The 26,908-nt window shown below is 60.3% G+C and carries 23 protein-coding genes; 13 read left to right on the top strand and 10 right to left on the bottom strand.

Annotation, left to right across the window (positions count from 1 at the left end):
• Nucleotides 1–58: 58 nt before the first annotated feature.
• The 6 genes from BLS57_RS01855 to ehuR form a co-directional block, all read right to left on the bottom strand.
• Nucleotides 59–850 (bottom strand): aspartate racemase/maleate isomerase family protein, encoded by a 792-nt coding sequence (locus BLS57_RS01855; protein ID WP_167356358.1) that lies wholly within the window; start codon nt 848–850, stop codon nt 59–61.
• Nucleotides 851–867: 17 nt separating this feature from the next.
• Nucleotides 868–1,308: a universal stress protein gene (locus BLS57_RS01850; RefSeq protein ID WP_093738578.1), complete on the bottom strand. Its 441-nt coding sequence runs from the start codon at nt 1,306–1,308 to the stop codon at nt 868–870.
• Nucleotides 1,309–1,320: 12 nt separating this feature from the next.
• Nucleotides 1,321–2,607, bottom strand: a complete 1,287-nt coding sequence (locus tag BLS57_RS01845; protein ID WP_093738576.1) for a TRAP transporter large permease — start codon at nt 2,605–2,607, stop codon at nt 1,321–1,323.
• Between the two features lie 3 nt (nt 2,608–2,610).
• Nucleotides 2,611–3,249, bottom strand: coding sequence for a TRAP transporter small permease (locus tag BLS57_RS01840; RefSeq protein WP_208597501.1), 639 nt, complete (start codon nt 3,247–3,249; stop codon nt 2,611–2,613).
• 72 nt (nt 3,250–3,321) lie between these two features.
• Entirely contained in the window at nt 3,322–4,332 is a 1,011-nt protein-coding gene (dctP, locus tag BLS57_RS01835; protein WP_093738574.1) for a TRAP transporter substrate-binding protein DctP, read from the bottom strand.
• A 141-nt stretch (nt 4,333–4,473) separates the two neighbouring features.
• On the bottom strand, nt 4,474–5,844 hold the full coding sequence (ehuR, locus tag BLS57_RS01830) for a MocR-like ectoine utilization transcription factor EhuR (RefSeq protein WP_244153576.1): 1,371 nt from the start codon (nt 5,842–5,844) through the stop codon (nt 4,474–4,476).
• Between the two features lie 22 nt (nt 5,845–5,866).
• Here ehuR and BLS57_RS01825 point away from each other — a divergent pair, with 22 nt between their 5' ends.
• The 5 genes from BLS57_RS01825 (at nt 5,867) to BLS57_RS01805 (ending at nt 11,067) form a co-directional block, all read left to right on the top strand.
• The gene (locus BLS57_RS01825) at nt 5,867–6,400 is read left to right on the top strand and encodes an Lrp/AsnC family transcriptional regulator (protein WP_244153575.1); all 534 of its coding nucleotides are present in this window, start codon (nt 5,867–5,869) and stop codon (nt 6,398–6,400) included.
• Between the two features lie 138 nt (nt 6,401–6,538).
• A complete protein-coding gene (locus BLS57_RS01820; protein ID WP_093739135.1) occupies nt 6,539–8,014 on the top strand; it encodes an NAD-dependent succinate-semialdehyde dehydrogenase in 1,476 nt (491 codons plus the stop codon).
• Between the two features lie 48 nt (nt 8,015–8,062).
• Nucleotides 8,063–9,433: an aspartate aminotransferase family protein gene (locus BLS57_RS01815; protein WP_093738570.1), complete on the top strand. Its 1,371-nt coding sequence runs from the start codon at nt 8,063–8,065 to the stop codon at nt 9,431–9,433.
• A 306-nt stretch (nt 9,434–9,739) separates the two neighbouring features.
• On the top strand, nt 9,740–10,711 hold the full coding sequence (locus BLS57_RS01810) for a response regulator (RefSeq protein ID WP_093738568.1): 972 nt from the start codon (nt 9,740–9,742) through the stop codon (nt 10,709–10,711).
• A gap of 8 nt (nt 10,712–10,719) precedes the next feature.
• Nucleotides 10,720–11,067 (top strand): Hpt domain-containing protein, encoded by a 348-nt coding sequence (locus BLS57_RS01805; RefSeq protein WP_244153574.1) that lies wholly within the window; start codon nt 10,720–10,722, stop codon nt 11,065–11,067.
• A 70-nt stretch (nt 11,068–11,137) separates the two neighbouring features.
• Here BLS57_RS01805 and BLS57_RS01800 read toward each other — a convergent pair whose 3' ends face one another.
• The 3 genes from BLS57_RS01800 to BLS57_RS01790 all read right to left on the bottom strand — a co-directional run bounded on the left by BLS57_RS01800 (nt 11,138) and on the right by BLS57_RS01790 (nt 16,524).
• The gene (locus BLS57_RS01800) at nt 11,138–11,509 is read right to left on the bottom strand and encodes a response regulator (protein WP_093738564.1); all 372 of its coding nucleotides are present in this window, start codon (nt 11,507–11,509) and stop codon (nt 11,138–11,140) included.
• Nucleotides 11,510–11,521: 12 nt separating this feature from the next.
• Nucleotides 11,522–12,961: a PAS domain-containing sensor histidine kinase gene (locus BLS57_RS01795; protein WP_244153573.1), complete on the bottom strand. Its 1,440-nt coding sequence runs from the start codon at nt 12,959–12,961 to the stop codon at nt 11,522–11,524.
• A 347-nt stretch (nt 12,962–13,308) separates the two neighbouring features.
• Nucleotides 13,309–16,524: a CHASE domain-containing protein gene (locus BLS57_RS01790; RefSeq protein WP_244153572.1), complete on the bottom strand. Its 3,216-nt coding sequence runs from the start codon at nt 16,522–16,524 to the stop codon at nt 13,309–13,311.
• A 267-nt stretch (nt 16,525–16,791) separates the two neighbouring features.
• Here BLS57_RS01790 and BLS57_RS01785 point away from each other — a divergent pair, with 267 nt between their 5' ends.
• From BLS57_RS01785 to BLS57_RS01775, 3 genes are all read left to right on the top strand, one after another.
• The gene (locus BLS57_RS01785; protein ID WP_093738558.1) at nt 16,792–18,405 is read left to right on the top strand and encodes a GMC family oxidoreductase; all 1,614 of its coding nucleotides are present in this window, start codon (nt 16,792–16,794) and stop codon (nt 18,403–18,405) included.
• Nucleotides 18,406–18,409: 4 nt separating this feature from the next.
• The gene (locus BLS57_RS01780; protein ID WP_093738556.1) at nt 18,410–19,375 is read left to right on the top strand and encodes an NAD(P)H-dependent flavin oxidoreductase; all 966 of its coding nucleotides are present in this window, start codon (nt 18,410–18,412) and stop codon (nt 19,373–19,375) included.
• 76 nt (nt 19,376–19,451) lie between these two features.
• The gene (locus BLS57_RS01775) at nt 19,452–22,463 is read left to right on the top strand and encodes an aminotransferase class III-fold pyridoxal phosphate-dependent enzyme (protein WP_244153571.1); all 3,012 of its coding nucleotides are present in this window, start codon (nt 19,452–19,454) and stop codon (nt 22,461–22,463) included.
• Here the strand turns inward: BLS57_RS01775 and BLS57_RS01770 are convergent.
• Entirely contained in the window at nt 22,454–23,317 is an 864-nt protein-coding gene (locus BLS57_RS01770; protein ID WP_093738552.1) for an LOG family protein, read from the bottom strand. The two genes, BLS57_RS01775 and BLS57_RS01770, sit on opposite strands and share 10 nt — an antisense overlap.
• Before the next feature lie 169 nt (nt 23,318–23,486).
• Here BLS57_RS01770 and dapD point away from each other — a divergent pair, with 169 nt between their 5' ends.
• From dapD to BLS57_RS01745, 5 genes are all read left to right on the top strand, one after another.
• Nucleotides 23,487–24,314 carry a 2,3,4,5-tetrahydropyridine-2,6-dicarboxylate N-succinyltransferase gene (gene dapD / locus BLS57_RS01765; RefSeq protein ID WP_093738550.1) on the top strand — a complete coding sequence of 276 codons (828 nt, stop codon included), beginning with the start codon at nt 23,487–23,489 and terminating at the stop codon, nt 24,312–24,314.
• Nucleotides 24,315–24,371: 57 nt separating this feature from the next.
• A complete protein-coding gene (locus tag BLS57_RS01760) occupies nt 24,372–24,626 on the top strand; it encodes a GlsB/YeaQ/YmgE family stress response membrane protein (RefSeq protein WP_093738548.1) in 255 nt (84 codons plus the stop codon).
• 88 nt (nt 24,627–24,714) lie between these two features.
• Entirely contained in the window at nt 24,715–25,053 is a 339-nt protein-coding gene (locus BLS57_RS01755; protein ID WP_093738546.1) for a hypothetical protein, read from the top strand.
• A 118-nt stretch (nt 25,054–25,171) separates the two neighbouring features.
• Nucleotides 25,172–26,317: a succinyl-diaminopimelate desuccinylase gene (gene dapE, locus BLS57_RS01750; RefSeq protein ID WP_093738544.1), complete on the top strand. Its 1,146-nt coding sequence runs from the start codon at nt 25,172–25,174 to the stop codon at nt 26,315–26,317.
• The gene (locus BLS57_RS01745; protein ID WP_093738542.1) at nt 26,314–26,883 is read left to right on the top strand and encodes a TIGR04282 family arsenosugar biosynthesis glycosyltransferase; all 570 of its coding nucleotides are present in this window, start codon (nt 26,314–26,316) and stop codon (nt 26,881–26,883) included. Before dapE ends, BLS57_RS01745 begins: the two co-directional genes overlap by 4 nt.
• Nucleotides 26,884–26,908: the final 25 nt, after the last annotated feature.

Genomic DNA, 26,908 nt, shown 5'->3' with positions numbered 1-26,908 from the left:
GCCAGCCCCTTTCATGTCTGGTTGCCCGAATATTGCGATCCGGCCAGAGGGGCCGGGATCACGGAATGATTCCTTGCGCGTGGGCGGCTGGCATGTCGCAGTCGAACAGACGGCCATAGCCATCGGGGCGGCCCGTGAGCCCGCCCATTCGTTGCAAGGCCCAACACAGCGCTTGGTTAGAGGTCACGACGGGCTTGCCCAGCCGTGCTTCGATCCGGTCGATCACGTCGACACCGCGCAGGGAGGTGCAGGAGAGGAAAAATGCCTCTACTTCTGCTCCGTCCAGCGCGGCGGCGCCTTCTATGATGCTCTCGTCGTCGATCCGCGCCATGTCGCGGTCGTCTTCCAGCCCGAAGGCGCCATTGCGCATGACCTCGAGCCCTTGATCGTTGAAATACGCGGCAAGGGGGGCGGCGGTATCGGGCAAGTACGGGGTCAGCATCGCCACGCGTTTGACGCCGAGGGCAGCAAAACCTGCGATGGCGGCGGAGGCGGGGGTGATAACCGGTACGCCGGGCAGCCCTTCACCGATGGCCTCGCGCACCGCCGGGTTGCCGATGGCGACCGAGGCAGAGGTGCAGCAAAAGGCCACCGCGGAAAGCTTGACGCCCGGCACCAGAAGCGATGCGGTGCGGGCGAGGTCGGGGGTCATGGCGCGCAGGCGTTCAGGGGTGGTGGGGTTCTCAAATGCGATGCGGGCGGCGTGCAATGCAGCCTGCGCGGGGTCGATCAACCGCGCGGCGTCACGCTCGAACGTCATATCGGTCGAGAGCAGCATCGCGCCGAGACGCACAGGATCATCCTCACGCAAACGGCAATCAAGCCTCTCGCTTTCCACCGGACTGGCCACCTGACTATTCCTTTTCGCTAGACGACGAGCACAGGGCATTTCGCGAGCCCTGTGACTTTGTGTGACACCGAACCAAGCAGATAGCTATCACCCGTGGCACCCAACCCGCGCGAGCCGATGACGATAAGATCAACCTCATGCTTCTTGGCAAACTCGGTCACCGCCCGCGCGGGCCGGCCAGAGCGGACAAAAGCGCGCACATTCTCGACGCCTGCGTCCTTCATCAGTTGCTTGCCGTGGGTGATGATCTCGGTCGCATGTGCCTGCATGGCGTCGTCGATATTGCCAGGGTCATTGACCCGCACCATCGACAGGGACGCTTCCAGCATCGAATGATGCCGGTAAATGGTCAACAGCGTCACCTTTGCCCCTGTCAGATTGGCCATCTCGGCCGCCTTCATCAGCGCGCGGTCGGCATTCACCGAGCCATCGTAGGGGGCAAGGATATGGGTGAACATTGCGCTCTCCTGTTATTTCGAAAACGCCAGATCGCGTAGGAAGAGGGCGATCTGCGGGAAGAAGATCAGCGCGACGGACACGCTGAGCAACATCACGATGAAGGGCGGGGTGCCGCGGATAACTTCCATGTAGGGGCGTTTGAAGACCGCGATGGCGGTGAAGATGTCACAGCCAAAGGGCGGCGTGGCCGAGCCGATGGCGACCTGCAGGGTGATGACTGTGCCGACCAGAACCGGGTCTAGGCCCACGGATTTCACCACCGGCGCAAAGATCGGCACGAAGACGAGGATCACCACGATCGGGTCCACGAACATACAGCCGATGAAAAAGGCGATGGAGATCACAAAAAGCACCCCGATGGGGCCCATTTCATCAATGCCGATGCCTTCGAGCACCGCCTGCGGGATCTGCGCAAAGGAGATCACCCAAGAGAAGGCCGCACCCGCCGCGACAAGGATAAAGACCACAGCCGTGATCAACCCGGTGGATTTGGCGGTCTCATAAAGGCCGCTGAAATCAATTTCGCGGAAGACCACCATTTCAAGGAAAACGGCATAGAGCACACAGGCCGCCGCCGCTTCGGTGGGTGAGAAAATACCGCCGTAGATGCCGCCGATGATGATCGCTGGAAAGCCCAGCGGCCAAAGCGCTTGGCGCACCGCACGGGCGCGTTCGCCCCAGGTGGCCTTCTCTTCGGTCGGGACATTGTGGCGGTAGGCGTAGATCACCGAATAGATGGAGAAGAGAACGAGGATCAGCAGACCGGGTCCGATGCCTGCAATGAAGAGTTCGGCAATCGAAGTGTTGGAAACCACGCCGTAGATGATCATGCCGATGGAGGGCGGGATCAGGAAGGCAATGTCTGAGGAGTTGACGATCAGGGCGAGAACGAAACTGTCTTTATAGCCCGCTTTCAACATCCGGGGCCGCAGTGGCGAACCCACGGCGACCACCGTCGCCTGGGTGGAGCCCGACACCGCCCCGAACATGGTGCAAGCAGCAGCCGTCGAGACCGCAAGCCCGCCCTTAAGGTGCCCGACGAAGGACATCACCATGTCGATCAACCGTCCGGCAGATTGGCCGCGGGTCATGATATCAGCCGCAAAGATGAACATCGGTACCGCAATCAGTGAGGCAGGCCGGATGCCCGCCATCATTTGCTGCACCATTGTCTCCAACTGGCCGAAGCCGCCGAAGAGAGAATAGAAGCCGACAAATGCGCCAACGATCAGCGGGATCATCATGGGAAAGCCCAAGAGCAGCAGGACGACCATGATGGAGAAAATGGTAAGGGCCATCGTTTAGACCTCCCGCTCATTATCGTCGTAGCCTTCGAGAACGCTGGTCGACAGGTAGATGTCTGGCTCGATCAGGTTTTTGATCGCGGTGAGCAGATATTGCAGCCCGGTCATGAAGAACCCGAAAGGCACCCAAACGAGAGTCCACCAAACCGGCACTTGCAGCGCGGGCAAGAGGCGACCACGGCCAGCCTGGGTCAAGATGTATTGTAACGCGTACCACGCGAGGCCGAACATGAAGACGGCGGTAACAAAGGCGATGAAGATCATCAGCACTTTACGCGGACGCGGGGGTAAGGCGTCGAAGATCGCCGACATGCGGATATGCCGCCCGTGCCGCGCGGCATAGGAGATGCCCGCGAATGTAATCAGAATAATCAGAATGCTGTTGAGCTCTTCGGAAAAGAAGATCGAGCTTTGAAAGACGAAACGCCCTACCACATTGGCGATCGTATTGGCAGCCATCAGCAAAACACCAGCGGCGAGCATCACGGACTCAAGCCTGCTGATTGCGTTGTCTATCGTGCCGAGGGGGCCGGGTAGGGTGGATCTATAGGGGCCGACGGGGGCGTCATCGGTGCCGGTGGTGTCAGTCTGCGACTGCAACTGTGAACTGTGGTTGTCTTCCGTCACCGGCGTCATCCCGTAACTGGTTCAAATGCTTAGATAGAAAAGAGTGACCCCCCGGCGATGCCGGAGGGTGAGGGGATGCGTTTACTTGACGGCTTCGAGGTCGGCCTTGAACTGTTCAAGAATCTCTTTGCCGCTGTCGCCGGTCATCTCGATGAAGGCTTCTTCGACCGATGCAGCCTTGTCCTTGAAGGGCTGGCGTTCTTCTTCGGACAGGATGTTGATTTGCATGTCAGGCTTCGCCTTGGCGATGTTTTCCAACGACTTTTCCTGCAGGCCGGACTGGTACTCGAGAATATACTCAAACGCTGCGTCGGAGGCGTTCTGCACCAGTTCTTTGTCTTCGTCGGACAGACCGTCGTAGAAATCCTTGTTGGCCATCACCGCGGTGGTGAAGTTGTTGTGGCCGATGCAGGTGATGACCTCGGTCACCTCATACATCTTTGTAGATTCCAGATAGAAGCCGGGGTTTTCCTGACCCTGAATGATACCGGTCTGCATCGCGCCATACACCTCGCCCCATGGCAGCGGTGTTGGTGTGGCACCAAAGGCTTTGTAGCTTTCGACCAGCAGTGGGTTGGTCATCACGCGGAACTTGACCTCGTTGAGGTCTTCAGGCGTTTTGACCGGCTCTTGCGTGGTCATGCAGACGTCGCCCTCGGGGAACATCTTGAGCAGTTCGAGACCTTGCTCGGCATAGAGTTCGGGGAACATCTCGTTGATGGCTTTGGAGGTGCGGAAGAATTCGAACAGTTGCTCGTCATCCTGCGGCAAGAGGTAGGGCACAAAGAAGACCTGCGCCTCGGGGATCAGCGCGCCGGTGAAGCCGGGCGACTGGTCGACAAACTGAAGGATGCCGGCCTGCGCCTGCTCCATCGTGTCGACGGACTCACCCAAGGTGCCGTAGGGGAAAAGCTGCACTTCGTGGTCGGAGTTCGCTTCGATTTCTTCTTTGAATTTCTGAGCGTATTTGCCCTGCACCTCGTCCAACGCTTCTTCGAAAGCATAGCGCCAAGTTTCGGCAGAGGCCGCGCCTGCGACTGTAGTCGCGGCAGCGAGGATACCCCCGGTTAGTACGGTTCTAAAAATAGCCATGAAACTCCCTTTCATTTTTAATCTGCGCAGCACAATGGCCGCAGCGAGACATTTGTCCTGACCCCTTGATCATTTAAACCGATCGCAATCATGTCAATGTGAATATTGATCCATGACAATTTGCGCCGCTCTATGAAATCCTTAGTGCTTATTATTGTGGCGCAGCGCCGCATCAATCATACGAATCCCCCGGGCGAACTCGGGGAAAGATTGCCCCCCAATCGCGATCCGCAGCCCCGGGTGGCGGTCCGGCGGACCGATGGCAAAACTTGCGCCGTTCGCCACGGCAACGCCGACTTCGCGGATCGCTTGCGCCTGCAAGGTTTCCTCCTGCGTGTCATGGCAGGGCAGCCAGATGTGCAGCCCGTTGGGACTGGTGCGCATGTCGCGCCCTCGAAAGACATTGGCTGCAAAATCTGCCCGGTCGCGCAGAGCGAGTTGCTGGCGGGTCAAAAGCGCGTCGGCCGTGCCGTCTTCGATCCACCGATCTGCGATCTGGGTCATCAATTGGGTCGCCATCCAGGAGGTCACCATATGGCGGTTCGCGGCTGAAGCGCTCAGGTGATCCGGCACCACCAGATACCCGACCCTCAGCCCCGAGAGCAGGCATTTGGTCAGGCTGGTGAAATAGAGCACGCGTTCCGGTGCGAGGGCGGCGATTGGTGGCGGCGGCGCGTCTTGCAGCGGGCCCCAAGCTTGATTTTCGATGATCAGCAGATCGTGCCGCCGTGCCACCTCAATCACCGCCGCGCGGCGGTGTTGGGTCATTGTAAAGCACAAAGGATTGGCGCCGTTTGGGATTAAATAGACAGCCTTTACTGGTTCACGGCGGCAAAGGTGGTCCAGTGCTTCTGGGCAGATGCCGCCGTCGTCCACTGTGGCCCCTTGAAGGCGGAGGCCGAGAAATCGTGCGAGGGGGCGCAGGGTATGATGGCCGATTTCTTCGCTAACGATTAGGTCGCCGGGCTGGGTGGCGGTCATCAGTGCAACTGTCATGGCGCTGGTGCTGCCATTGGTAGGCAAAACGGCCATACCCGTCAGATCTAACCCGCAAAGCGCCAACCAACGCCGCGCCGCACTGCTGCCTCCGGTGCCAACATCATTACGCGCGCCGCCCATCACCACGCGGGGCAGGGACCGCGCCATTGCGCGAAGGGTCTTCTGCATCGCCTCCTCATGGGCGTGGTCCATTACCGGCTTCAGGATCGACATATCCAAAAGACGCCCCGCGGCCTTGCGGCTGACAAAGGGGGTGGAGATATCGTCGCTCGCCGCCCGCACGAAGGTGCCGCGTCCGACTTCGCCGATGATCCGCCCGGTTTCGGTCAGCTTGTCATAGGCACGGCTCACGGTTTGGACGCTGAGCGACAGGTCAAAGGCCATTTGCCGTTGGGTCGGAAGTTGCTCCCCGGGTTTCAGCACCCCATTTTGGATCGCCGTCTCAATCGCCTGAACAAGTGATCGATAGGCAGGTCGGGTCAGTGTTGCAGGGTCTGGACGCCATTTTGTCATGGTTGGGATGATCACGACAATCATGACAATTGACAAGCCCGACGGCGGCTCCCATGAAACGGGCATGAGCTTTGTCAAACTGGATAAACGCGATATCGCCGTGCTGTCGATCCTGTCCCGCGAGGGGAGGATCGCGAAATCTGCGCTTGCTGACAAGGTGAACCTGAGCGCCACCGCCTGCGGCGAACGGCTGGCGCGGCTTGAGACTGCGGGCATTATCACCGGCTATGAAGCACAAGTCGCCCTGCGTCGGATCGCGCCACATGTGACGGTCTTTGTGCAAGCCGAGCTGGGCAACCACCGGGCAGAGGCGTTCCAGCGATTTGAAGCCGTGATCGCGCAGCATGATGAGATCGTGCAATGCTGGGCCTTGGGCGGGGGGTTTGATTACCTCATGCAGGTCGTGACCCGCGACATCGATAGCTATCAGCGCCTGATGGATGCGCTGCTGGACCAGCAGGCCGGGCTGACGCGCTATTTCACCTATATCGTGACCAAATCGGTGAAATCCGTGCCGCTGCCGCTGTCGCTGCTGCTGCCCGACGGCGAAGACTGATCTGCCGTAGTTTTTCCGGCCAAGGCTGCTCTCTGCCGCAAATCCTCCGGTGCAGAGCCATAAAGTCAGTCAAACCTTCGCCATTGCGCGGCTTACCCTCGGGGCAATTCATCCCAAAGGAGGTGCGCCGTGACCAAGATGACCCCAACCCCCGTAAACGGGCTGCCCGCGCTGGAAGACGGCGCATTGGCTCGCCATTTCGCCTATGTCGGCGGCGCATGGGTCGCCGGGGCGCAGAGCGACTCCTTTGACGTCACCGATCCGGCCAGCGGTTCGGTGCTGGGCTCGGTGGCCAAGTTGAACGGCGAGGACAGCCGTGCGGCGGTCGATGCGGCGCACGCGGCCTTCCCACGGTGGGCCGGTCTGCTGCCACAAGAGCGCGGGGCGATCCTGCGGCGCTGGCGTGATCTGATGCTGGAGAACCGCGAAGATCTGGCGCGGATCATGACCGCGGAGCAGGGCAAGCCCATCTCTGAATCCCGTGGCGAGATCGACTATGCCGCTTCTTTCTTTGAGTTCTACGCCGAAGAAGCCCGCCGCCCGAACATCGAAGGCGTCACCTCGCACCTGCCCGACGCCGAGGTCGAAATCTGGCGCGAGCCTGTGGGCGTCGCGGCCCTAATCACACCGTGGAACTTCCCCTCTGCCATGCTGACCCGCAAAGCAGGAGCGGCGCTGGCGGCGGGCTGCACCGTGGTGGCGCATCCGTCGGCAGAGACTCCGTTCTCCGCGCTGGCCTTAGCCGAATTGGGTGAGCAGGCGGGGCTGCCCAAGGGGGTCTTTAACGTCGTCACTGGTGAGGCATCTGAGATCGTCAAACCGTGGATGGAGGACACCCGCGTGCGGGCGATTTCCTTTACCGGGTCCACCGAGATCGGCAAGCTGCTCTACCGTCAGGCCTCGGACTCGGTGAAACGTCTGGTGCTGGAACTCGGCGGCCATGCGCCCTTCATCATGTTTGACGATGCCGACATGGACCGTGCCGTCGAAGAGGCGATCAAGGCCAAGTTCGCGACCTCCGGCCAAGACTGCCTCGGCGCCAACCGTTTCTTCATCGCCAGCGACAGCTATGCCACCTTCTGCGCCCGCTTCACCGCCGCCACACAGGCGCTGACCGTGGGCATCGGCTCGGACGATCCCGACATCGGACCGCTGATGAACGAAAAGGCGGTGGCCAAACAAGAAGAACACGTCAAAGATGCGCTGGACCGCGGGGCGCGGCTGCTTTGTGGGGGCAAACGTCACGCGATGGGGCCGCTGTTTTTCGAGCCGACGGTGCTGGCCGATGTGCCTGCCGATGCGCTGATCATGCGCGAAGAGACCTTTGGCCCCGTGGCGGCCATCGCAGCTTTCGACAGTGAGGATGAGGCGATCACGCGGGCGAATGACACGGAATACGGGCTGGTGGCCTATGTCCACAGCCAAGACCCGCGCCGCATCTACCGCGCCAGCCGGGCGCTGTGTTTCGGCATGGTGGCAGTGAACCGCACCAAGGTGACCGGCGCGCCGATCCCCTTTGGCGGGACGAAACAATCGGGCATCGGGCGCGAAGGATCGCGGCTGGGGCTCGAAGCCTTCACGGAAATCAAATACGTCTGCCGTGACTGGGCCTAAGACTTTAAGAATACGGCGCAAAGGCGCGTCGATAGAAAGGGAAGACCAATGCTGAAGAACGATATGCTCGAACAATGGGACCGTGAAAACTTCTTTCACCCCTCCACCCATCTGGCGCAGCACGCCCGCGGCGAAAGCCCGACCCGCGTGATCAAGACCGCCAAAGGCAGCCATATCACCGACCGCGACGGCAACCAGTTGCTTGACGCCTTTGCGGGCCTCTACTGCGTCAACGTCGGCTATGGCCGCACCGAGATCGCGGAGGCGATTGCCGAGCAGGCGCATGAACTGGCCTATTACCACTCCTATGTCGGGCATGGCACCGAAGCGAGCATCACCCTGTCGAAAATGATCCTCGACCGTGCGCCAGCGGGCATGAGCAAGGTCTATTTCGGCCTTGGCGGGTCGGACGCGAATGAAACCAACGTTAAGCTGATCTGGTACTACAACAACATCCTCGGGCGGCCCGAAAAGAAGAAGATCATCTCGCGTTGGCGTGGGTATCACGGCTCCGGTCTCGTCACCGGCTCGCTGACCGGGCTGGAACTGTTCCACAAGAAGTTCGACCTGCCGCTGGCGCAGGTTGTTCACACTGAGGCGCCTTACTACTACCGCCGCCCTGACGTGAACATGAGCGAAGCCGACTATGTCGCGCATCTGGTGGCCGAGTTGGAAGCGCTGATCGAGCGTGAGGGCGCGGACACCATCGCCGCCTTCATCGGCGAGCCGGTTCTGGGCACCGGGGGCATCGTACCACCGCCAGAGGGCTATTGGGCCGCCGTGCAAGAAGTGCTCAACAAACACGATATCCTGTTGGTCGCGGATGAGGTCGTCACCGGCTTTGGCCGTTTGGGCAGCATGTTTGGGTCGGATCACTACGGCATGAAGCCCGACCTGATCACCATCGCCAAGGGTCTGACCTCGGCCTACGCGCCGCTTTCCGGCTCCATCGTGGGCGATAAGATGTGGAAGGTGCTGGAACAGGGCACCGATGAAAACGGCCCCATCGGCCACGGATGGACCTACTCCGCGCACCCCATTGGCGCGGGGGCGGGGATCGCGAACCTCAAGCTGATCGACGAGTTGAAGCTGATCGAGAATGCGTCGGAGGTTGGTAAGTACCTGAACGCCGAAATGAAAGATGCGCTGGGTGACCACGCGCATGTGGGTGAAATTCGGGGCGAAGGGATGCTCTGCGCGGTGGAACTGGTGCAGGACCGCGACAGCCGCGCAGGCTTTGACCCGTCGCGCAAAGTGGTGCCCGCCATCGTTGGCGAAATGGCCAAGGCTGGTGTCATCGCCCGCGCCATGCCGCAGGGCGATATCATCGGCTACGCGCCGCCCTTCTGCCTGACGCGCGAAGAGGCCGATACGGTTGTAGCTGCTACCGTTGATGCGGTTAAGGCGACGCTGGGCTAAGGCCAGGCTTTACAAATTCCGATGGTCCGGCGCTGCCGGGCCGTCGAAAAAGGCAGTCATTTGCACGCTAGTATCCCCCAAAGAATCATCGCCAGACGGCTCACCTGTTCTCGGTTTGAGGGAGGTTGGGCAGGCAAATACGCCTTTATACTGTGGTAAAGATTCATCAATTAGAAACAGTTCCGCGATCTGACGTCCATTTGCTACGGATTCGCCCAAATTCGAACACAGTTCCCGACAATATTGCTAACAAGTGACTGTCTCATCCGATGTGGGACAGCTTTATTCGATGCGTGGAGATAGCAAATGAGAATCCTGGCGGTGGATGACGATCCAATTATCCTCGAGTTGCTTGGGCAATTCGTGGAGATCATTGGGACTCATGAACTGACCACTGCTGACTCGGCGCTCGATGCACTTGAGGTGCTGGGCGACCCCGAGACCGGCCCGATCGATTGTTTCATGTTGGACATTCAGATGCCCGGCATGGACGGGATCGAACTGGCCAAACGCATCCGTGAAACCTCGCGCCATTCCGATACGCCGATCCTGATGCTGACGGCGATGTCCGACAAACGCTATATCGACGGCGCTTTTGCCGCGGGTGCTACGGACTATGTGACCAAACCGTTTGAGATCGCTGAACTGACCTCGCGGATCAAAATGGTCGAAGGTCTGGCGCAGGACCGCCAGTTGCGGACCAAGAAAATCTTTGCGGCCAAGTCGGTCGCGGATCAGACCAGCCATGTCGAATTGTTCGAGCCGATCTCGATCTATGACGTGGACAATGTGATCGAATATACCGCGATGGAGAACTACGTCGCGCAGCTGTCGCGCAGCGCGCTCTTTGGCTCTACCACCTTTGCCTTTACCATCCGCGAGATCGACGCCTTCCACGCGGCGCTGAGCGCTTTTGAGTTCTACAGCCTGATTTCGGATGTTGCCGAGGTGCTCTCGGATACTCTGGTCGGGCATCAGTTCCTGATGTCCTATGCGGGCAATGGCACCTTTGTTTGCATCACCGAAAGCGGCTGGCGGCCCGATATGAGGGGCCTGATGGATCAGGTGAATTTCGAGCTGTCGCAGACCGAGCTGTTCGACAACCACGGTGAGCGGATCCATCCGCGCGTCAGCGCCGGGGCTGCGGTGCGGTTGATCTGGAAATCCGGCAGTTCCGTAATGGACGCGCTGGCGCAGGCGCATTCCTCTGCCGAGGAAGCCAGCCTGGCCCATACGCGATCGCTCACAAACTTCTGGGACGTTGATCAGCGCGCATGACCAAAGTAATGACCGAACTTCCCGGCATCGACCGGATCCGCAAGCGCTTCCTCGAGATGCTGTCGGAACGTCAAACGCAGATCGCCAGCCACGGGCTAGCGGCCTGGGACGGGAAGACTGTCGAAGAGATTAACAGCAACTTGGCCGGCGCGCAGGCAATTCTCCATCAGATTGCGGGCAGTGCAGGGTCCTTGGGCTTTGAAGAGCTTGGCCAAGCCGCGCGCGGCTGCGAGATGCGGATTGTTGATCACCTGGCTGGACCGGATGCGGATCTTGCGATTTGCCCGGTCGAACTGATCTCGTCGCTCGATAGCTTTGTTGCGGCCTGCCGCAAGCAGATCGAAGCGGCAGCCTAAGCGAACCCGACATTCGGCCGCCGGCCGCACAAAAAAAATCTAAAATTAGCAGTTACCGCAGGCCGGGACGTTACCCGGCTTGCATCGCTGTCTTGACCTGATCGGCGAGCGAGATCGGATCAAAGGGTTTGCTGATGACATCAGCTGCCCCCAGCTCCCGCAGCTCTTCGATCTCGTTATGCTGCGCGCGCGCGGTCATAAAGATCGCCGGCACATCACGCAGGCTGTCCATCTCGCGCATTTTCTCGAGCGTTTGACGCCCGGTCATGCCGGGCATCATCATGTCGAGCAGAATGACGTCAGGGGTGTAGTTCTGAACCTGGTTCAACGCCGCCTCGCCGGTTTCGCACTGGACGACATCGAAGTCGCCGCTCAGTTCTAGCGCCATAAGGGCGATTTCGCGAATATCCGCGTCATCTTCGACGTGCAGCAGTTTGATCATTCTATACTCTCTCTAGGAGGCTTCGCGCAGCAGCGGGGCCGTTTCCTTCGCCCCCATCTGAGAAGTTTTCTTCGGCAGGGTAAAGTAAAATGTCGTACCAAATCCTTCACGACTGTCAAAACCTATTTTACCGCCGAGGTTCTCCACGATTGCCTTGCAGACGCTAAGGCCCAATCCCGTGCCACCTTTGGCCGCCCGGTTGGAGTTCGACAGGTCCGCGAAGCGCTGGAATACCTTATGCTGTTCGGCCATCGGAATGCCCTGACCTTTGTCAGTGACTGAGATGCGCAGCTCATTGGGATCATCTTCTGCTCGGACGAGAATACGGTCGCCGGGTTTAGAGAACTTCGCGGCATTCGACAGCAGATTTGTGAGAACTTGGATGACCCGGTTCGGATCGGTGTTGAGCCAGATCGGCGTATTGAGGTTTTCAATTTGGATACGAACCCCGAACCGCTGTTCTAGCGAGGCATTGGCGTCGCCGGTCTCGCGTAAAAGGGACACTATGTCGGTGTCTTCGAGGTTGAACTCAAGCCGCCCGTTCGCAATTTTCTCGAGGTCGAGGATGTCGTTGATGATCAAGACCAGGCGGTCGGCGTTCCGGTGCGAAATTTCAAGCAGCGCACGGGCCTTGCTGGGCAGTTCTCCGGCGGCGCGGGACAGTAAAAGCCCCATAGAGCCTTTGATTGAGGTCAGGGGGGAGCGTAGCTCATGGCTGACCATTGAGATGAACTCTGACTTCATGCGCTCTTCGTCGATGATGTCGGAAATGTCGTGCAGCATGATGAGGAAACGGCCCGGCGCACGGCCAATCTGCAGCATCTTGATGGTGACCTGAAAATGCTTGCCCAGCAGTTCGGTATCCAACTGAGTGATGACTTCGCCCGAGCTCGCAAGCTCTTCGCAAGCGTTCAGGATCGCATCGTTGCCGCTCTCATCTGAGAGGTCGTCCAGCGTCTTGGCGGTATATGCTTTGTCCGACCAACCGGTGCGCCGCATGGCGCTGCGGTTCATATAGCTGAAGACACGCGTTTCCGCGTCAACGATCCAAATGTCATCGCGCAGTTCATAAAGAGTTTCTGCCGTGTCGCGCTCGGCCAACAGTTCATTGGCGCGGGTGACATCGGTTCGGGCCGAGATTGATCCGGTCCAGTTGCCCTGTTCATCATACATCGGCATGACGGTGATCTGGGTGTAGATCATCCGCCCGTTAGCACAGCGCAGCGGCGTTTCGCCCTGCCAAGTATCGCCGCGTTTCAGGCAAGCGCGGATTTCGGCGGCCAGCTCTTTGAACGCGTCGTCATAGAGCATGGAAACAGGTTTGCCGATTAGCTGTTCGCGGGTATAGCCGGTCAGGGCAATGAAGCGGTCATTGACCTCCTCAAGCAGACCTTTGGTGTCGACAATATTAACGATAGCGTGGCTGTCAAAGGCCCTGAGGCGCTGTGCCATACTGTGGTTTTCGGCTTCGGTCCTGCTGCGCGCGAGAGGCATAACTAAGGGCGTTATACCTGCCAACACAATGGCGCCGACCACCGGGACAAATTCCTCTGATTGGCCGGACAATAAGGCCGAAGTTGCTGTGTACCAACCGCCTGCCAACGCGGAGCTGAGAAATAGGCTCGCTGCGTTGCGCTTGTTCGAAATAAATGACGACACTCGTAATCCCTCGCCGATAAAACGACACGCACTCCCAAAACGCGTCTCGTTAGCTCTCTAATGTCAGCAACCTGTCAGTCCATGTTGGCAATAATATGGCATGGTGCACTTTAGCGTCAGTTTCTTTCACTAGACAAGTTTCAGGAGGCGCGTGCGGTGGCTCCGGTGATCGAGTTGACCACCGTCCGAATTCCGCTTCGGGATTTAACAAGGTTGATGCCGACGCGGTCATCTTGCTCCCGGTCCGCATCCGCCGATAGCCCTATAATCTTGGCCGATGGGTGCAATCGGACGATATCGTCCAGCAGGGTGCGGGCGTCGCCATCCGGCAGGCGCCAGTCAAGGATCACCACGTCCAAAGGCATCTGACCAAGAGCGCGGCGCGCGCGCGCAAGGGTAGTGACATTGGTCACCTCGGCCACCTTGCCAAGGCCTGTTCGGATGACTTCAGCGAAGTCTAAATCGTCTTCAATATGGAGAACCCGCAATTTTTCGCCATGATTGACGATCATCTTGGGTTCGGGAGCGCTCGCTTCAAGCGAGGCGCTTTCGGCAACCGGGCAGGTGAACCAGAAGACTGTAATCCCGTCTGGAATGCTTTCGAACCCGATAGCGCCGCCTTGGCGGGAGATGATTTGACGGGTGATGTTCAGCCCCAGACCTGTGCCGCCCTTGGCCCGCGTGTCAGAGCCGTCGGCTTGCGAGAAGGCTTGGAAAATGCGCGGGCGGAAGGACTCCGGAACGCCGGGGCCGCTGTTTTGGATAAAGACGATGACCTTGTCGTCGAGTTGTTCTGCCCGCACCAAGACGTCGGTGTCGCTGTCTGAGTATTTGCAGGCGTTGGAGATCAGGTTGGCCAGTACCTGACGCGTGCGGCTTTCGTCGACACTGACCATGAGGGGTTCATCAGGTAACTGTGTAATCAACTCGTTGCTGTGGGTCGTCGCAAAAGGAGACATTTCGCTGACCGAAGCACGGATCACTTCGCAGAGGTCGGTGTCATGGATGTCGAACGTGACCTCACCTGAAGAGATTTTCTCCAGATCAAGAATGTCGTTCACGATATGCGACAACCTGTCTGCATTGCTGCGCGCGATCTCAATCAGACGGACATAGGCCGGGAGCAGGGGGGTCTTCTCGCCCGTGTCGATAAGACCCAAGGCCCCCTTGATCGAGGTCAGCGGTGTCCGCAGCTCATGGCTAACGGTGGAAACGAATTCGCTTTTGATTTGGTCGAGTTTCTTTTGATCGGTGATGTCGTTGATCTGGACGATAAAGACATGGCTGCGGGTGTTTTTATCGAGCGTCCATGACACATTGAACAGCCCCCAACGCTCGGTGCCGCGCTTGTGGGTGATGCGGAACTGGGCCTGATAAATCTCCGTCGATCTGGCCGCGACGAGCGCCTGCACGTCTCCATAGAGCTTTTTGAGGTCCTCCTCGGGCATAAGATCCCCGAGCTTGGTGTTCGACAGCAATTCATCTGCACTATAGCCACAAAGGGTACAAAGGGCGCTGTTGACGCTGGTAAAGACGCCGCCCTCGCCCAAGATCGCCATGCCAACAGGAGCGGCAGCCAGAACCTGACGGAAACGGCTTTCGCTGGTTTCAAGCGCGTTTCGCGAGTGAACCAGATCGGTGACATCCATCTGGGTGCCGACCATGCGAAGCGCTGTGCCGTCCGGCGCGCGTTCGGTGATCCGGGCGTCGGAGCGCATCCAGCGCCATCTGCCTTCACCTACGTTGATCCTGAATTCCGTAATCGACCGTTCCGTCTGCCCTTTGATACAGGCCAGATCACTTTCCGTCAGGGTAGGAAGGTCATCTGGGTGTACCCGCTGCAAGAACTCGGCCTGAGTGTCTGGCGTCCGCTCGGTATCTTTCAACCCGACGATATCGCGCCAAGTGTCCGAAACAGCAGATTTTCCGGTGGTCAGATCAACGTCGAAGACACCGATCTTCGCACCTTGAAGCGCTAGGTCATAAAGCGCCTTGTTATGGGTCAGCTCTTCTTGAACGGCGATTTCAGCGGTCAAGTCCCGTACGATCGCTGTAACCCGGCGCTCTGCCGTATGTGTCGTCCAGTTGTTGCGTTGCAGGTCGAGTTTAAGCGTCTGGCCAAAGCAGGTCATGCCAATAGCGTTCACCTGACCTTCGATCTGATCGTCTTCCAGACTCGTGACCAGATCGCTGAAGTTCATGCCCCGCATCACGTCCCGGCCATATCCGAAACAGATAAGGGCCGCTTGGTTGGCGAAAAGCACGCAATCCTGCCCGTCGAGCAGAAACACCGGTGTCACGGCATTTTCGATAAGCGAGCGATTTTCTTCTTCATGGGCGTCAATCTGACGTTCCCGCAGTGACGCAAGTTGGCTGAGGGCTTCGCTGCGCTGGCGCAGGCTGCGAAAGGCGACAGCCAGAAGAGCGGTCAGTAGCAATCCCGAAAAGAGCAGGATGAAGGGCAAAGTGCTCCGCGCACCGGCGTCGAAAGGAGGTGTGCTGGAATGAATGATTGTCCAAGGCCGGCCAAACCGTTCGATGGTCTGCGCTGTGGTGTAGCGCCCGCCCTTCGCATCAGCGGGCTGTCCATCATAGAGCAGCTTGTCAGGGTCAGCCATTAGCCCGTCAAAGACCTGCAAGTTATAGGCGTTTCCCTGAGCCGGCGTAAGGTTCGTCAACAAGTGGCGTGCAACAAAGGGGGCATAGACCCACCCCCGAAATCCAGGGGCTTCGGTTGCGAGCAAGTCTGAGCCAATCTGTGCGTCAGCTTTAAAGACTGGGCGCATCAACAGGAAGCCCGGCGTATCGTTCTCGTCTTGGACCAACTGAATCTGAGGCGAGAGCTGGGGTGCGCCCGTCCGTAATGCCTGTACCGCGGGGCGGCGTCGATCTTCGTCATAGCTGAGGTCGAGCCCCAGAGCTTCGGCATTGCGCTCAAGCGGGTGGATATATTGCACAACCATACGCTCGGCATTGCCGGTCGAAGGGTGGATGCTGAAATCCTCAATGCCAAGTGCTGCAACGTCTTGCAGAAAGTCTGATTCCGTCCCCGCAGCCACAGGGGCGATAAAGCCGACGCCGTTTATACCGGGCAGAAAGGTATCGATCTCAAGCGTTTCGACGTAGAGGCTGAAATCCTGCGCCGTCACTTCGTCCGAGGCGTTGATAAAGGCGGCGACGCCGTTGAGCCCTTGCAAATAGGTCTGCATGCGGGCGTCGAGGTTTTGAAGGCTCTCCTCCACAATCCGTTCGAAACGAAGCTTGGCAGCGGCCTCGTTGCTACGGCTGCTAAAGAGGAAGACCCCCACGGTGATCGCAAGGCAGCCCAGCAGTAATGTTATCTCAGGACGCCGCAACAGATCCTACCTTTGTATCTGGCCATGAAGCGAGAATAGCACCTTCCTGACAACGGAAAGTTAGCGCCACAGGGCCGTTAGTCCAATCCACCTATATTCCCGGAAGGGGTCAAAAAATCAACAAACGGATCACGTTGGGGGGGAAAGCGCAGGCGATGTGGCTTTCGCGCAAGGGTGCTGCGCGTCGAGGGATTGCCGCCCATCGCCGAGCACTCTACCAATATCGCAAACTCGGGCAACCGATTGAAATAATGGAAGGGTGCTGCAATGGGTGAAGAGACGCAATTAGAAGGCACCTATGATTATATCATCGTCGGGGCGGGCACGGCGGGCTGCGTTTTGGCCAACCGGCTCAGCGCCGATCCTGCCAACCGGGTGTTGCTCATCGAGGCCGGGGGCAGCGACAACTACCACTGGGTCAAGGTGCCGGTGGGCTACCTCTATTGCATCGGCAATCCGCGCACCGATTGGATGATGAAGACCGCGCCCGATCCGGGATTGAACGGGCGGTCGCTGACCTATCCACGCGGCAAGGTGCTCGGTGGCTGCAGTTCCATCAACGGTATGATCTATATGCGCGGCCAGGCGGCGGACTATGACCATTGGCGCCAGCTCGGCAACGCGGGTTGGAGTTGGGAGGATGTGCTGCCTTACTTCCTGAAATCCGAGGATCACCACGCAGGTGAAAGCGACATGCACCGGGCGGGTGGCGAATGGAAAGTTGGCAAGCAGCGGCTGCGGTGGGACATTCTTGAGGCAGTGCAAGAAGGCGCGCGCGAGTTCGGGATTGAACCGCGCGGCGACTTTAACGATGGCGACAACGAAGGGTCGGGGTTCTTTGAGGTGAACCAGAAGGGCGGCGTGCGGTGGAGCACGGCGCGCGGCTTCCTTCGTCCTGCGATGAAGCGCGGTAACCTCCGGGTGCTGACCCACGCCCACACCGATGGGCTGATCCTCGACGGAAAGCGGGTAACCGGCGTGCGGTTTACCCATAAGGGGCGTGCCTTGCGGGCTGAAACGGGGGGCGAGGTTCTCTTGTCAGCGGGGGCGATCAACTCGCCGAAGATACTGGAGCTTTCGGGGATTGGCCGCCGGGACCTGCTGAGCGGTATGGGGATCACTCCGCTGCATGAACTGTCCGGCGTGGGGGAGAACCTGCAAGACCACCTGCAAATTCGCACCGTCTATAAGGTTCAGAACACCAAGACGCTGAATACAATGACCCATTCGCTGTGGGGTAAGGGACGTATGGGGTTGGAGTATCTGATGCGCCGCAGTGGGCCGCTGGCGATGGCGCCCAGCCAGTTCGGCATGTTCACCAAATCCGACCCCGCGCTGGCGACGCCCGATCTGGAATATCACGTGCAGCCCCTGTCGACCGACAAGCTCGGCGACCCGCTGCACCGCTTCCCGGCGATCACCGTCTCGGTCTGCAACCTGCGGCCAGAGAGCATCGGCAGCAGTCACCTGACCAGCCGTGACAGCGCCGTGCAGCCCGACATCCGGCTCAATTACCTTTCCGCTGAGAGCGACAAGCGCGTGGCCATCAAGTCCCTCAAACAGGCGCGGCACATTATGACGGCCACGGCGCTGCACCCCTATGCGCCCGAAGAAATCTTGCCCGGCCCCGAGGTCCAGAGCGACGAAGACCTGCTGGCCAAAGCGCGCGACATTGCGACGACGATCTTCCATCCCGTTGGCACCTGTAAAATGGGCAGCGATCCGATGGCGGTGGTGGATAGCGAGTTGCGCGTCCATGGGCTAAGCGGGCTGCGGGTTGTGGATGCGTCAATTATGCCCAAGATCGTTTCGGGCAACACGGCCTCACCCACGGTGATGATCGCCGAGAAGGCTGCCGACGCCATTCTGGCGGCACGCTGATGGTATGCTGAAAACGCGCCTCACCGAACGGCTCGGGATTGAGCACCCCATCATTCAAGCGCCGATGGCCTTTGCCGCTGGAGGCAGGCTGGCTGCGGCAGTTTCGGGGGCCGGAGGGTTGGGCATGATCGGTGGCGCCTATGACGATGGCGCCTGGATCGCGGAGCAGCAGGAACTGGCGGGTAACCAATCCGTCGGCTGCGGCTTTATCACTTGGGCGTTGCAAGAGCATCCGCAGGCCTTGGAACAAGTGCTTGCGAGGGATCCGGCGGCGGTGTTCCTTTCGTTCGGAGACCCGGCGGATTTTGTGCCAGCAATCCGCGCAGCCAACGTGCCGCTGATCTGTCAGGTCCAGACCCTGCGCGATGCGGCTCATGCGATTGGCCTTGGGGCCGAGATCATCGTCGCGCAAGGCGCCGAAGCGGGCGGGCATGGGGAGCGCCGCGCGACCTTTACCCTTGTGCCAGAGATCGCCGATTACATCGCGCGCCACGCACCCGACACGCTGCTCTGCGCAGCGGGTGGCGTAGGCGACGGTCGCGGGCTTGCAGCGGCGCTGATGTTGGGGGCCGATGGGGTGGTCGTGGGCTCGCGCTTTTGGGCGTCAGAAGAGGCACTGGTCCATCCAGCAATGCTGCAAGCCGCAGTAGAGGCCAGTGGAGACGACACGCTGCGCAGCACAGTCACGGACATCATGCGCGGCTATGATTGGCCCGAGCGCTATACAGGGCGCGTTTTGCGCAATGAATTTACGGACCGCTGGCATGATGACCCCGAAGGGCTGCGCAGCGCGCTGGTCGAGGAGTTGCCCCGCTGGCAGGACGCCGTAGCTCAAGGCGACGCGCGGATCGCCAATGCCTTTGTTGGCGAGGTCACCGGCCTCATCCGTGACGTAAAACCCGCTGCCGAAATCCTGCGCGGCATCGTGAGCGGGGCCGAGGCTGCCTTGGCGCAGCGCCTTACCTTCTAAGCGACAAGCCAAGGAAAAGGCTTGTCATTTCGCCCCGCTTGCCGGTCTATGGCAGCGAAGAATGCGGGGAGGGAACATGCTGCAACATTGGTCAACGGTGCTGGCTGAGCATTGGGGGATTGAGGCTGATCTGCGCAGGCTCGATGGGGAGTATGACCTCAATTTCCGTGCCACCGGGCGGGATGGTGCGGGCTATGTGCTTAAGGTCATGCGCAGAGTTTGTGACCGCGGATTGATCGACATGCAGGTGGCGGCCCTGGCGCATGTAGCAAACGTCGCTCCTAATCTGCCGATGCCGCGTGTGAAACCCACGCAAACAGGCGACCTGCTCGTCGAAGCAGCAGATGAGGCGGGTGAGGTACGGTTGGTTTGGCTGCAAGAGGCACTGCCCGGCATCTGCTATGCAGAGCTCCATCCGCATCAGCCTGTTTTGATCGAAGAGCTTGGTCGCGCCGCAGGCGGCCTCGCCGCAGCGCTGGAGGGGTTTGATCATCCGGGGCTGGCGCGGGCGTTCAAATGGGACTTGATGCAGGCTGACTGGATCACTTCGGAACTGGGTGCGATCGCCGACCTAAAGCGCCGTGCCTTGCTTGAGGAGATCTGCGCTGAATTTGAGGCTACTCAGACCCGGGTTGCCGCGATGCCTCCGCAAGCGGTGCACAATGACCTTAACGACTACAATATTCTCGTCACCGGCAATGGCGCTGCAGGCGAGGTAAGCGGGTTGATCGATCTAGGCGACATGTGCGCCGCCCCCCGCATTTGTGACCTTGCAATCTGCGCGGCCTATGTGGTGCTTGACCATGCTGACCCGGAAGCGGCGCTGGCGGCCTTGGTGGCAGGCTATCACAAGGTTAATCCGCTCAGGCGGGCAGAGATCGACGCGCTGTATCCGCTGTTGCGGATGCGGCTGGCGATGAGCGTGGTGAACTCGACGCTGATGGCGCAGGACAACCCGGACGATCCTTATGTAACGATCTCGCAGGCCCCGGCGTGGCGTTTCCTCGAAGGGGCGGCGCTGGATGCGGAACTTCTGCGCTGCCGGTTGCGGGCCGCTTGCGGCTTGCCGCTGGATGACGCCAGTGCTCGGATTGCTGCATGGATCGACAGCGCGCGCGGCAGTTTCGCCCCGGTGATCGGCGTGCCGCTGGATGCGGCCCCCATGGGATCACTGTCGGTCGAAGCCGTGGCCACTCAGCGGAACCCTTTTGACATGACCCATGCCGAGGCGGCCGCACTTGGTTCGGACCGGTTCGGACCCGATGACATCTGGCTGGGCTATTACCGCGAGCCGCGTTTGGTCTACACCGCGCCCGCTTTTCGCAAAGGGCCGTGGAAATCCTCAAACCGGCGCACGGTGCATATGGGGGTCGATGTCTTTGCCCCCGCAGGCACTCCGGTCAGCGCCCCCTTGGCGGGCCAAGTGGCCTTTACTGAGAACCGCACCGGATCGCTCGACTATGGCGGTATGGTGATTTTGAAGCATGAGACGCCGACGGGGGATGTCTTCCACACGCTTTATGGCCACCTTGATCCCGACAGTATCGCGGCCCTGAAAGAGGGGCAGGAGATTGCCGCAGGCGCAGTTTTCGCCCAGTTCGGCGCGGCGGATTGCAACGGCGGTTGGGCGCCGCATTTGCATTTTCAGCTGGCCTATACGCTGTCGGGCATGGGCACCGATTGGCCCGGTGTGGCCGACCCGGATGAGCTGTATCTATGGGAGGCGATCTGCCCCAATCCGGCGGCGCTGTTGAACCTGCCTGACGCCCATGTGCGCTGGCAGCCCACAGATAAAGATGAAGTTGCCCGCATCCGGCGGGACCATTTCGGCGGCAATCTCAAGCTCACCTATGACGACCCGGTGATGCTACTGCGCGGCTGGCGGCATCATATGTTTGACGAATGGGGGCGGCCCTATCTCGATGCCTATAACAACGTACCCCATGTCGGCCACGCGCATCCGCGCATTCAGGCGGTGGTGGCGGATCAGCTAGCGCGGATGAACTCCAACACGCGCTATCTGCATCCGGCGCAGGCGGCCTTTGCCGAAAAGCTCCTGTCGAAACTGCCGCCAGAGTTGTCAGTCTGCTGGTTCGTTAATTCGGGCAGCGAGGCCAATGAACTGGCATTGCGTTTGGCGCGCGCAGCCAGCGGTGGGCGCGGGATGGTGACGCTGGATCACGGCTACCATGGCAACACCACCGGGGCGATGGACCTCTCGGCCTATAAGTTCAACGCTAAGGGCGGGGCGGGTCAGTCCGATTGGGTCGAACTGGTCGATATCCCCGATGACTATCGCGGGGCATTTCGGCGCGGGTCAGAGAACCCCGGCGCGGCCTATGCGGCGCAGGTTGATGACGCGCTGGCGCGGATGGCGACGAAGGGGCACAGGTTGGCAGGGTTCATCGCCGAGACTTTCCCTTCAGTCGGTGGGCAAATCTTGCCGCCTGAAGGCTATTTGAAAGATGTCTACCAGCGCATCCGAGCGGCGGGCGGCGTCTGTATCGCGGATGAGGTGCAGACCGGGCTGGGGCGGCTTGGGGAGCATTACTTTGCCTTTGAGGCGCAGGGTGTGCTGCCGGATATTGTCGTGTTGGGCAAACCCATCGGCAACGGTCATCCGCTCGGTGTGGTGGTGACGACGCCGGAAATCGCGAAAGCTTTTGCTAAGGGGCCGGAGTTCTTTTCCACCTTTGGCGGCTCGACCCTGTCTTGCCGGGTCGGCAAAACAGTGCTCGATATCGTCGATGACGAAGGGCTGATGGAAAACGCCGCCATGATGGGCACGCGCTTGATGTCGGGGCTGCAAGGACTGGCGGAACAATACCCGTTGATCGGCGACGTGCGCGGCATGGGGCTTTTTGTGGGGGTCGAGATGGTCACTGACCGCGAGAGCCGCAGCCCGGCCACGCAGCAGACCGCCTATATCCTGAACCGCATGCGAGCGTCGCGGATATTGATTGGCTGCGAGGGGCCGGACAACAATATTCTGAAAGTCCGGCCACCTCTCTGTGTCGATGCTGAGGGGATCGACCTGCTGCTGCATCAGCTCGGCGCGATCCTGTCGGAGACCGGCAGTCAGCCCTGATCTTCGACTTCCTCCCGCCCCGGCACATGTTCGCGGGCGGGGGCAGTTTCCCAATTGTCGATCACCTCCATCGCCTCTGCGGCGCTTTCGACAAAGCGGAACAGGTCGAGGTCTTCGGCCGAGATCGTGCCTGCATCGGCCAGCGCGTCCCAATTGATGATCTTTTCCCAGAACTCACGGCCAAACAGCAAGAAGGGCACGCGGTTCATGCGGCCGGTTTGGATCAGCGTCAGCGCTTCAAACAGCTCATCCATCGTGCCAAAGCCGCCGGGGAAGACGCAGATCGCGCGGGCGCGCATCAGGAAGTGCATCTTGCGGATCGCGAAATAGTGGAAGTTAAAGCACAGGTCCGGCGTGACGTATTCGTTCGGCGCCTGCTCGAAGGGCAGCACGATGTTAAGCCCGATGGACTGGCCGCCCGCGTCCAGCGCACCACGGTTGCCCGCCTCCATCACACCCGGGCCGCCGCCGGTGACGATGACGTTTTCCACGCCCCCGCCTTCCATCGACTTTTCGGTCATCAGGCGCGAGAACTCGCGGGTCTCGTCGTAAAAGCGCGACAGATCAGCGAGCGTTTTGGTTCGGGCCGTGTGCTTCAAAGCGGGTTCAGGAATTCGCGCCCCGCCGAAGAGCACGATGGTCGACTGGATGCCATGCGCATCGAGCAGCATTTCGGGCTTAAGCAGTTCAAGCTGCAACCGCACCGGGCGCAATTCTTCGCGGCACATGAAATCGTCGTCGGTAAAGGCCAGACGGTAAGCGGGGGCGCGTGTTTGTGGTGTGTCTGGCGCGTCTTCGACCTTGGCGCGGTCAACGGTAGCGCGGCGCAGGGGGTGGCGGTGGTGCTCGGTCATCCTCGGGTCTTTCTCTGGTGTGGCTTGGCTCAGGTGGCGCGTTTGTTCTTTAGGTCAACATGCACGGTCTTATGCGGTTTGACCACGCCTTGCTTGGCCGGCAATTGCACCACGGGCGGCACGCGGCTATAGCCTGCAAAAGCCTTTTCATCATTCGGAGACCAGCCCCATGTCCAACGCCCAACTTGAAACCGCCATCGAATCCGCCTGGGACACCCGCGATCAGATCACTTCCGCTACCACTGGCGAGGTCCGCGACGCGATCGAAGAGACGCTGAACGCGCTCGACAGCGGCAAGCTGCGCGTGGCGGAAAAGCAGGGTGACGGCAATTGGAAGGTTAACCAATGGGCCAAGAAGGCCGTGCTGCTGGGTTTTCGCATCAAGGACATGGAGCACCAAGAAGGCGGCCCGCAGGGCGCTGGCTGGTGGGACAAGGTCGACAGCAAGTTCAAAGGCTGGGGCGACGCTGAGTGGAAAGAGGCGGGCTTCCGCGCCGTGCCCAACTGCGTCGTGCGGCGCTCGGCCTATATCGCGCCGGGCGTGGTGCTAATGCCGTCTTTCGTGAACATCGGCGCTTATGTGGACAGCGGCACCATGGTCGATACTTGGGCCACCGTCGGTTCCTGCGCCCAGATCGGCAAGAACGTGCACCTCTCGGGCGGCGTCGGCATCGGCGGCGTCTTGGAGCCCATGCAGGCCGGGCCGACCATCATCGAAGACGGCTGCTTCATCGGCGCACGTTCCGAGGTTGTCGAAGGATGCATCGTGCGCGAAGGTTCGGTCCTGGGCATGGGCGTTTTCATCGGCCAGTCGACCAAGATCGTGGACCGCGAAACCGGCGAAATCATGTATGGCGAAGTGCCAGCAGGGTCGGTCGTTGTGGCGGGCACCATGCCGTCGAAGAACAATGTGAACCTCTACTGCGCCGTGATCGTTAAGCGCGTGGACGCCAAGACCCGCTCCAAGACCTCGATCAACGAGCTGCTGCGCGACTGATCGGAACCAAACGGCCCGTCATGGCGTTATACTCTGAATTCAAAGGAGATTAACGACATGACGGGTATTGGTTGGTTTGCGGCAATTATCGTGGGCGCTTTGGCAGGCTGGATCGCCGAGAAGATCATGAAATCTGACATGGGTCTGATCATGAACATCATTCTCGGTATTCTGGGCGCGTTGGTTGCCAACTGGTTGCTGATGATGATCGTGGGCAGCACGCTGGGCGGTTGGTTCGGTCAGTTGATTGTCGGTGTGATTGGCGCCTGCTTGCTGATCTGGGTCACGCGCCTCGTGCGCCGCAAGACCTGAACGGATAGGGCGGCGGGCAATCCCGCTGCCTCTTTTCAAGCCCCGGTGAAACGGGTAGGGCTGCCGAAAGCAATCGGCGGCCTTTTTTATGTCTGAACCCAAGAAAACCAAGAAACCCTCGCGGCAACAGGTCTTTACCTTGTTGGTCCAGATTGGCCGCAAGGATGGCGACGGTTTGCCCGACAAGGCGACTGGCGCGGCGCTGATGTGTTTCGCCTCCGGCATTGATGAGGCCGAAGCGGTGCGCGAAACGGTGGCGATCCTCAAGCAGGCGGATACCAACCCGCTGGACGTGACCGGCTATGGCACGCTGGAAGAGCGCGAAGCCGAGGGCCAAGACATCGATGCCGAAGAACGCGAGTTGATGCAGCGTGCTTTGGAGGAAAACTCGGTGATCGTTGCGCAGATGACGCCGTTTTTCGACTGACCCAACATCGCAGCTTTGCGCGACCTTGCTGATCCTCGCGGGGATTTGCGGTCTGGCCCCTTGGCATCCGGCTCATTTCCCCACAAAAGTAGCGGGAAAACCGTAAAAAGGAGCCGTCATGTCCGGTCTCGACCCTGCCGACCTTACCGCGAAACTGGTGCGCTGCGCCTCTGTGACGCCCGCTAACGACGGCGCGCTTGAAGTGCTGGAAGAAGTGCTGACTGCGGCCGGGTTCGACTGCACGCGGGTGGACCGGGGCGGCATCTGCAACCTCTTTGCCCGCTGGGGCAGCAAGGGCAATACCAAGTCCTTCGGCTTCAACGGCCACACCGACGTGGTGCCCATCGGCGACGAGGCGGATTGGTCCATGCCGCCCTTCGGTGCCGAGGTGAAGGACGGCGTCATGTATGGCCGCGGCACCACCGATATGAAGTCGGGCGTGGCGGCCTTTGTCGCGGCGGCGGTGGATTTTGTGAAGGACACGCCCCCCGACGGCTCCATCGTATTGGCGATCACCGGCGACGAAGAGGGCGATGCGCTCGACGGGACCACCGCGCTGTTGGACTACATGGCCGAGGCGGGCGAGCGCATGGATGTCTGTCTCGTGGGCGAGCCGACCTGCCCCGAGCAGATGGGCGACATGATCAAGATCGGACGCCGTGGCTCGATGAATGCGCACTTTAAGGTAACGGGCACGCAGGGCCACGCCGCTTATCCGCACCGCGCCAACAACCCGCTGCCCGCGATGATGCGGCTGATGGACGGGCTGGCGTCGCATGAGTTGGATCAGGGGAGCGATCACTTTGATCCTTCGACACTGGCCGTGGTGACGGTCGATACCGGCAACAAGGCGACCAATGTGATCCCGGCGCAGTGTCGCGGGGCGGTGAATATCCGGTTCAATGACCACCATTCGGGCGCGAGCCTCAGCGAATGGCTGCGCGGCGAGGCAGATAAGATCGCGGAAGCCTTTGGCGTGCAGGTGGACGTCGACATCAAGATTTCGGGCGAAAGCTTCATCACCCCGCCCGGCGCGCTGTCTGATCTGGTATCGAGCGCGGTTGAGGCGGAGACTGGGGTGAAGCCTGAGTTGTCCACCACGGGCGGCACCTCGGACGCGCGGTTCGTCAAGGCGCATTGCCCGGTGGTGGAGTTCGGCCTTGTCGGTCAATCCATGCACCAAGTCGACGAGCATGTGCGCGTGGAGCATATCCATCAACTCAAATCCATCTACGCCCGCGTGCTCCGCGATTATTTCACGTGAAACCAACGCTGATCGTCATGGTCAAAGAGCCGCGCCCCGGTCGGGTGAAAACCCGTCTGGGACGTGACCTCGGTATGGTGGGCGCGGCATGGTGGTTTCGCCACCAGACCCGCGCGTTGCTGCGTCGGATCGAAGACCCGCGCTGGCAGGTGGTGCTGGCCGTGGCGCCTGATGTCGAAGGGCTGCAAAGCCGCGTCTGGCCCGCGCATCTGCCGCGTTGGCCGCAGGGTAGGGGCAACCTCGGGGATCGTATGGGGCGGATGCTGCGCGCGGCGCCGGGGCCTGCCTGTGTGATCGGGGCGGATATTCCGGGCATCAACCGCAAGGAACTGGCGCGGGCCTTTGATGCACTTGGCCAGCATGACGCGGTCTTTGGCCCCGCGCCCGATGGGGGCTATTGGCTGGTGGGGCTGAAACACCCCCGCCGCGCGCCGCCGACGCTCTTTGACGGGGTGCGCTGGTCTGGCCCCCATGCGCTGGCCGACAGCCGCGCGAGCCTACCCCGCTACCGGATTGCGCAGGTTTCAACCCTGCGCGACGTGGATGAAATTCACGATTTGCCATGACGACAGGGGGGCTGCGTGCTACCTG

Origin of the sequence: Sulfitobacter delicatus (assembly GCF_900102535.1) — a bacterium.
Lineage (GTDB): Bacteria > Pseudomonadota > Alphaproteobacteria > Rhodobacterales > Rhodobacteraceae > Sulfitobacter > Sulfitobacter delicatus.
This window is presented reverse-complemented; position numbering and strand designations above follow the sequence as displayed.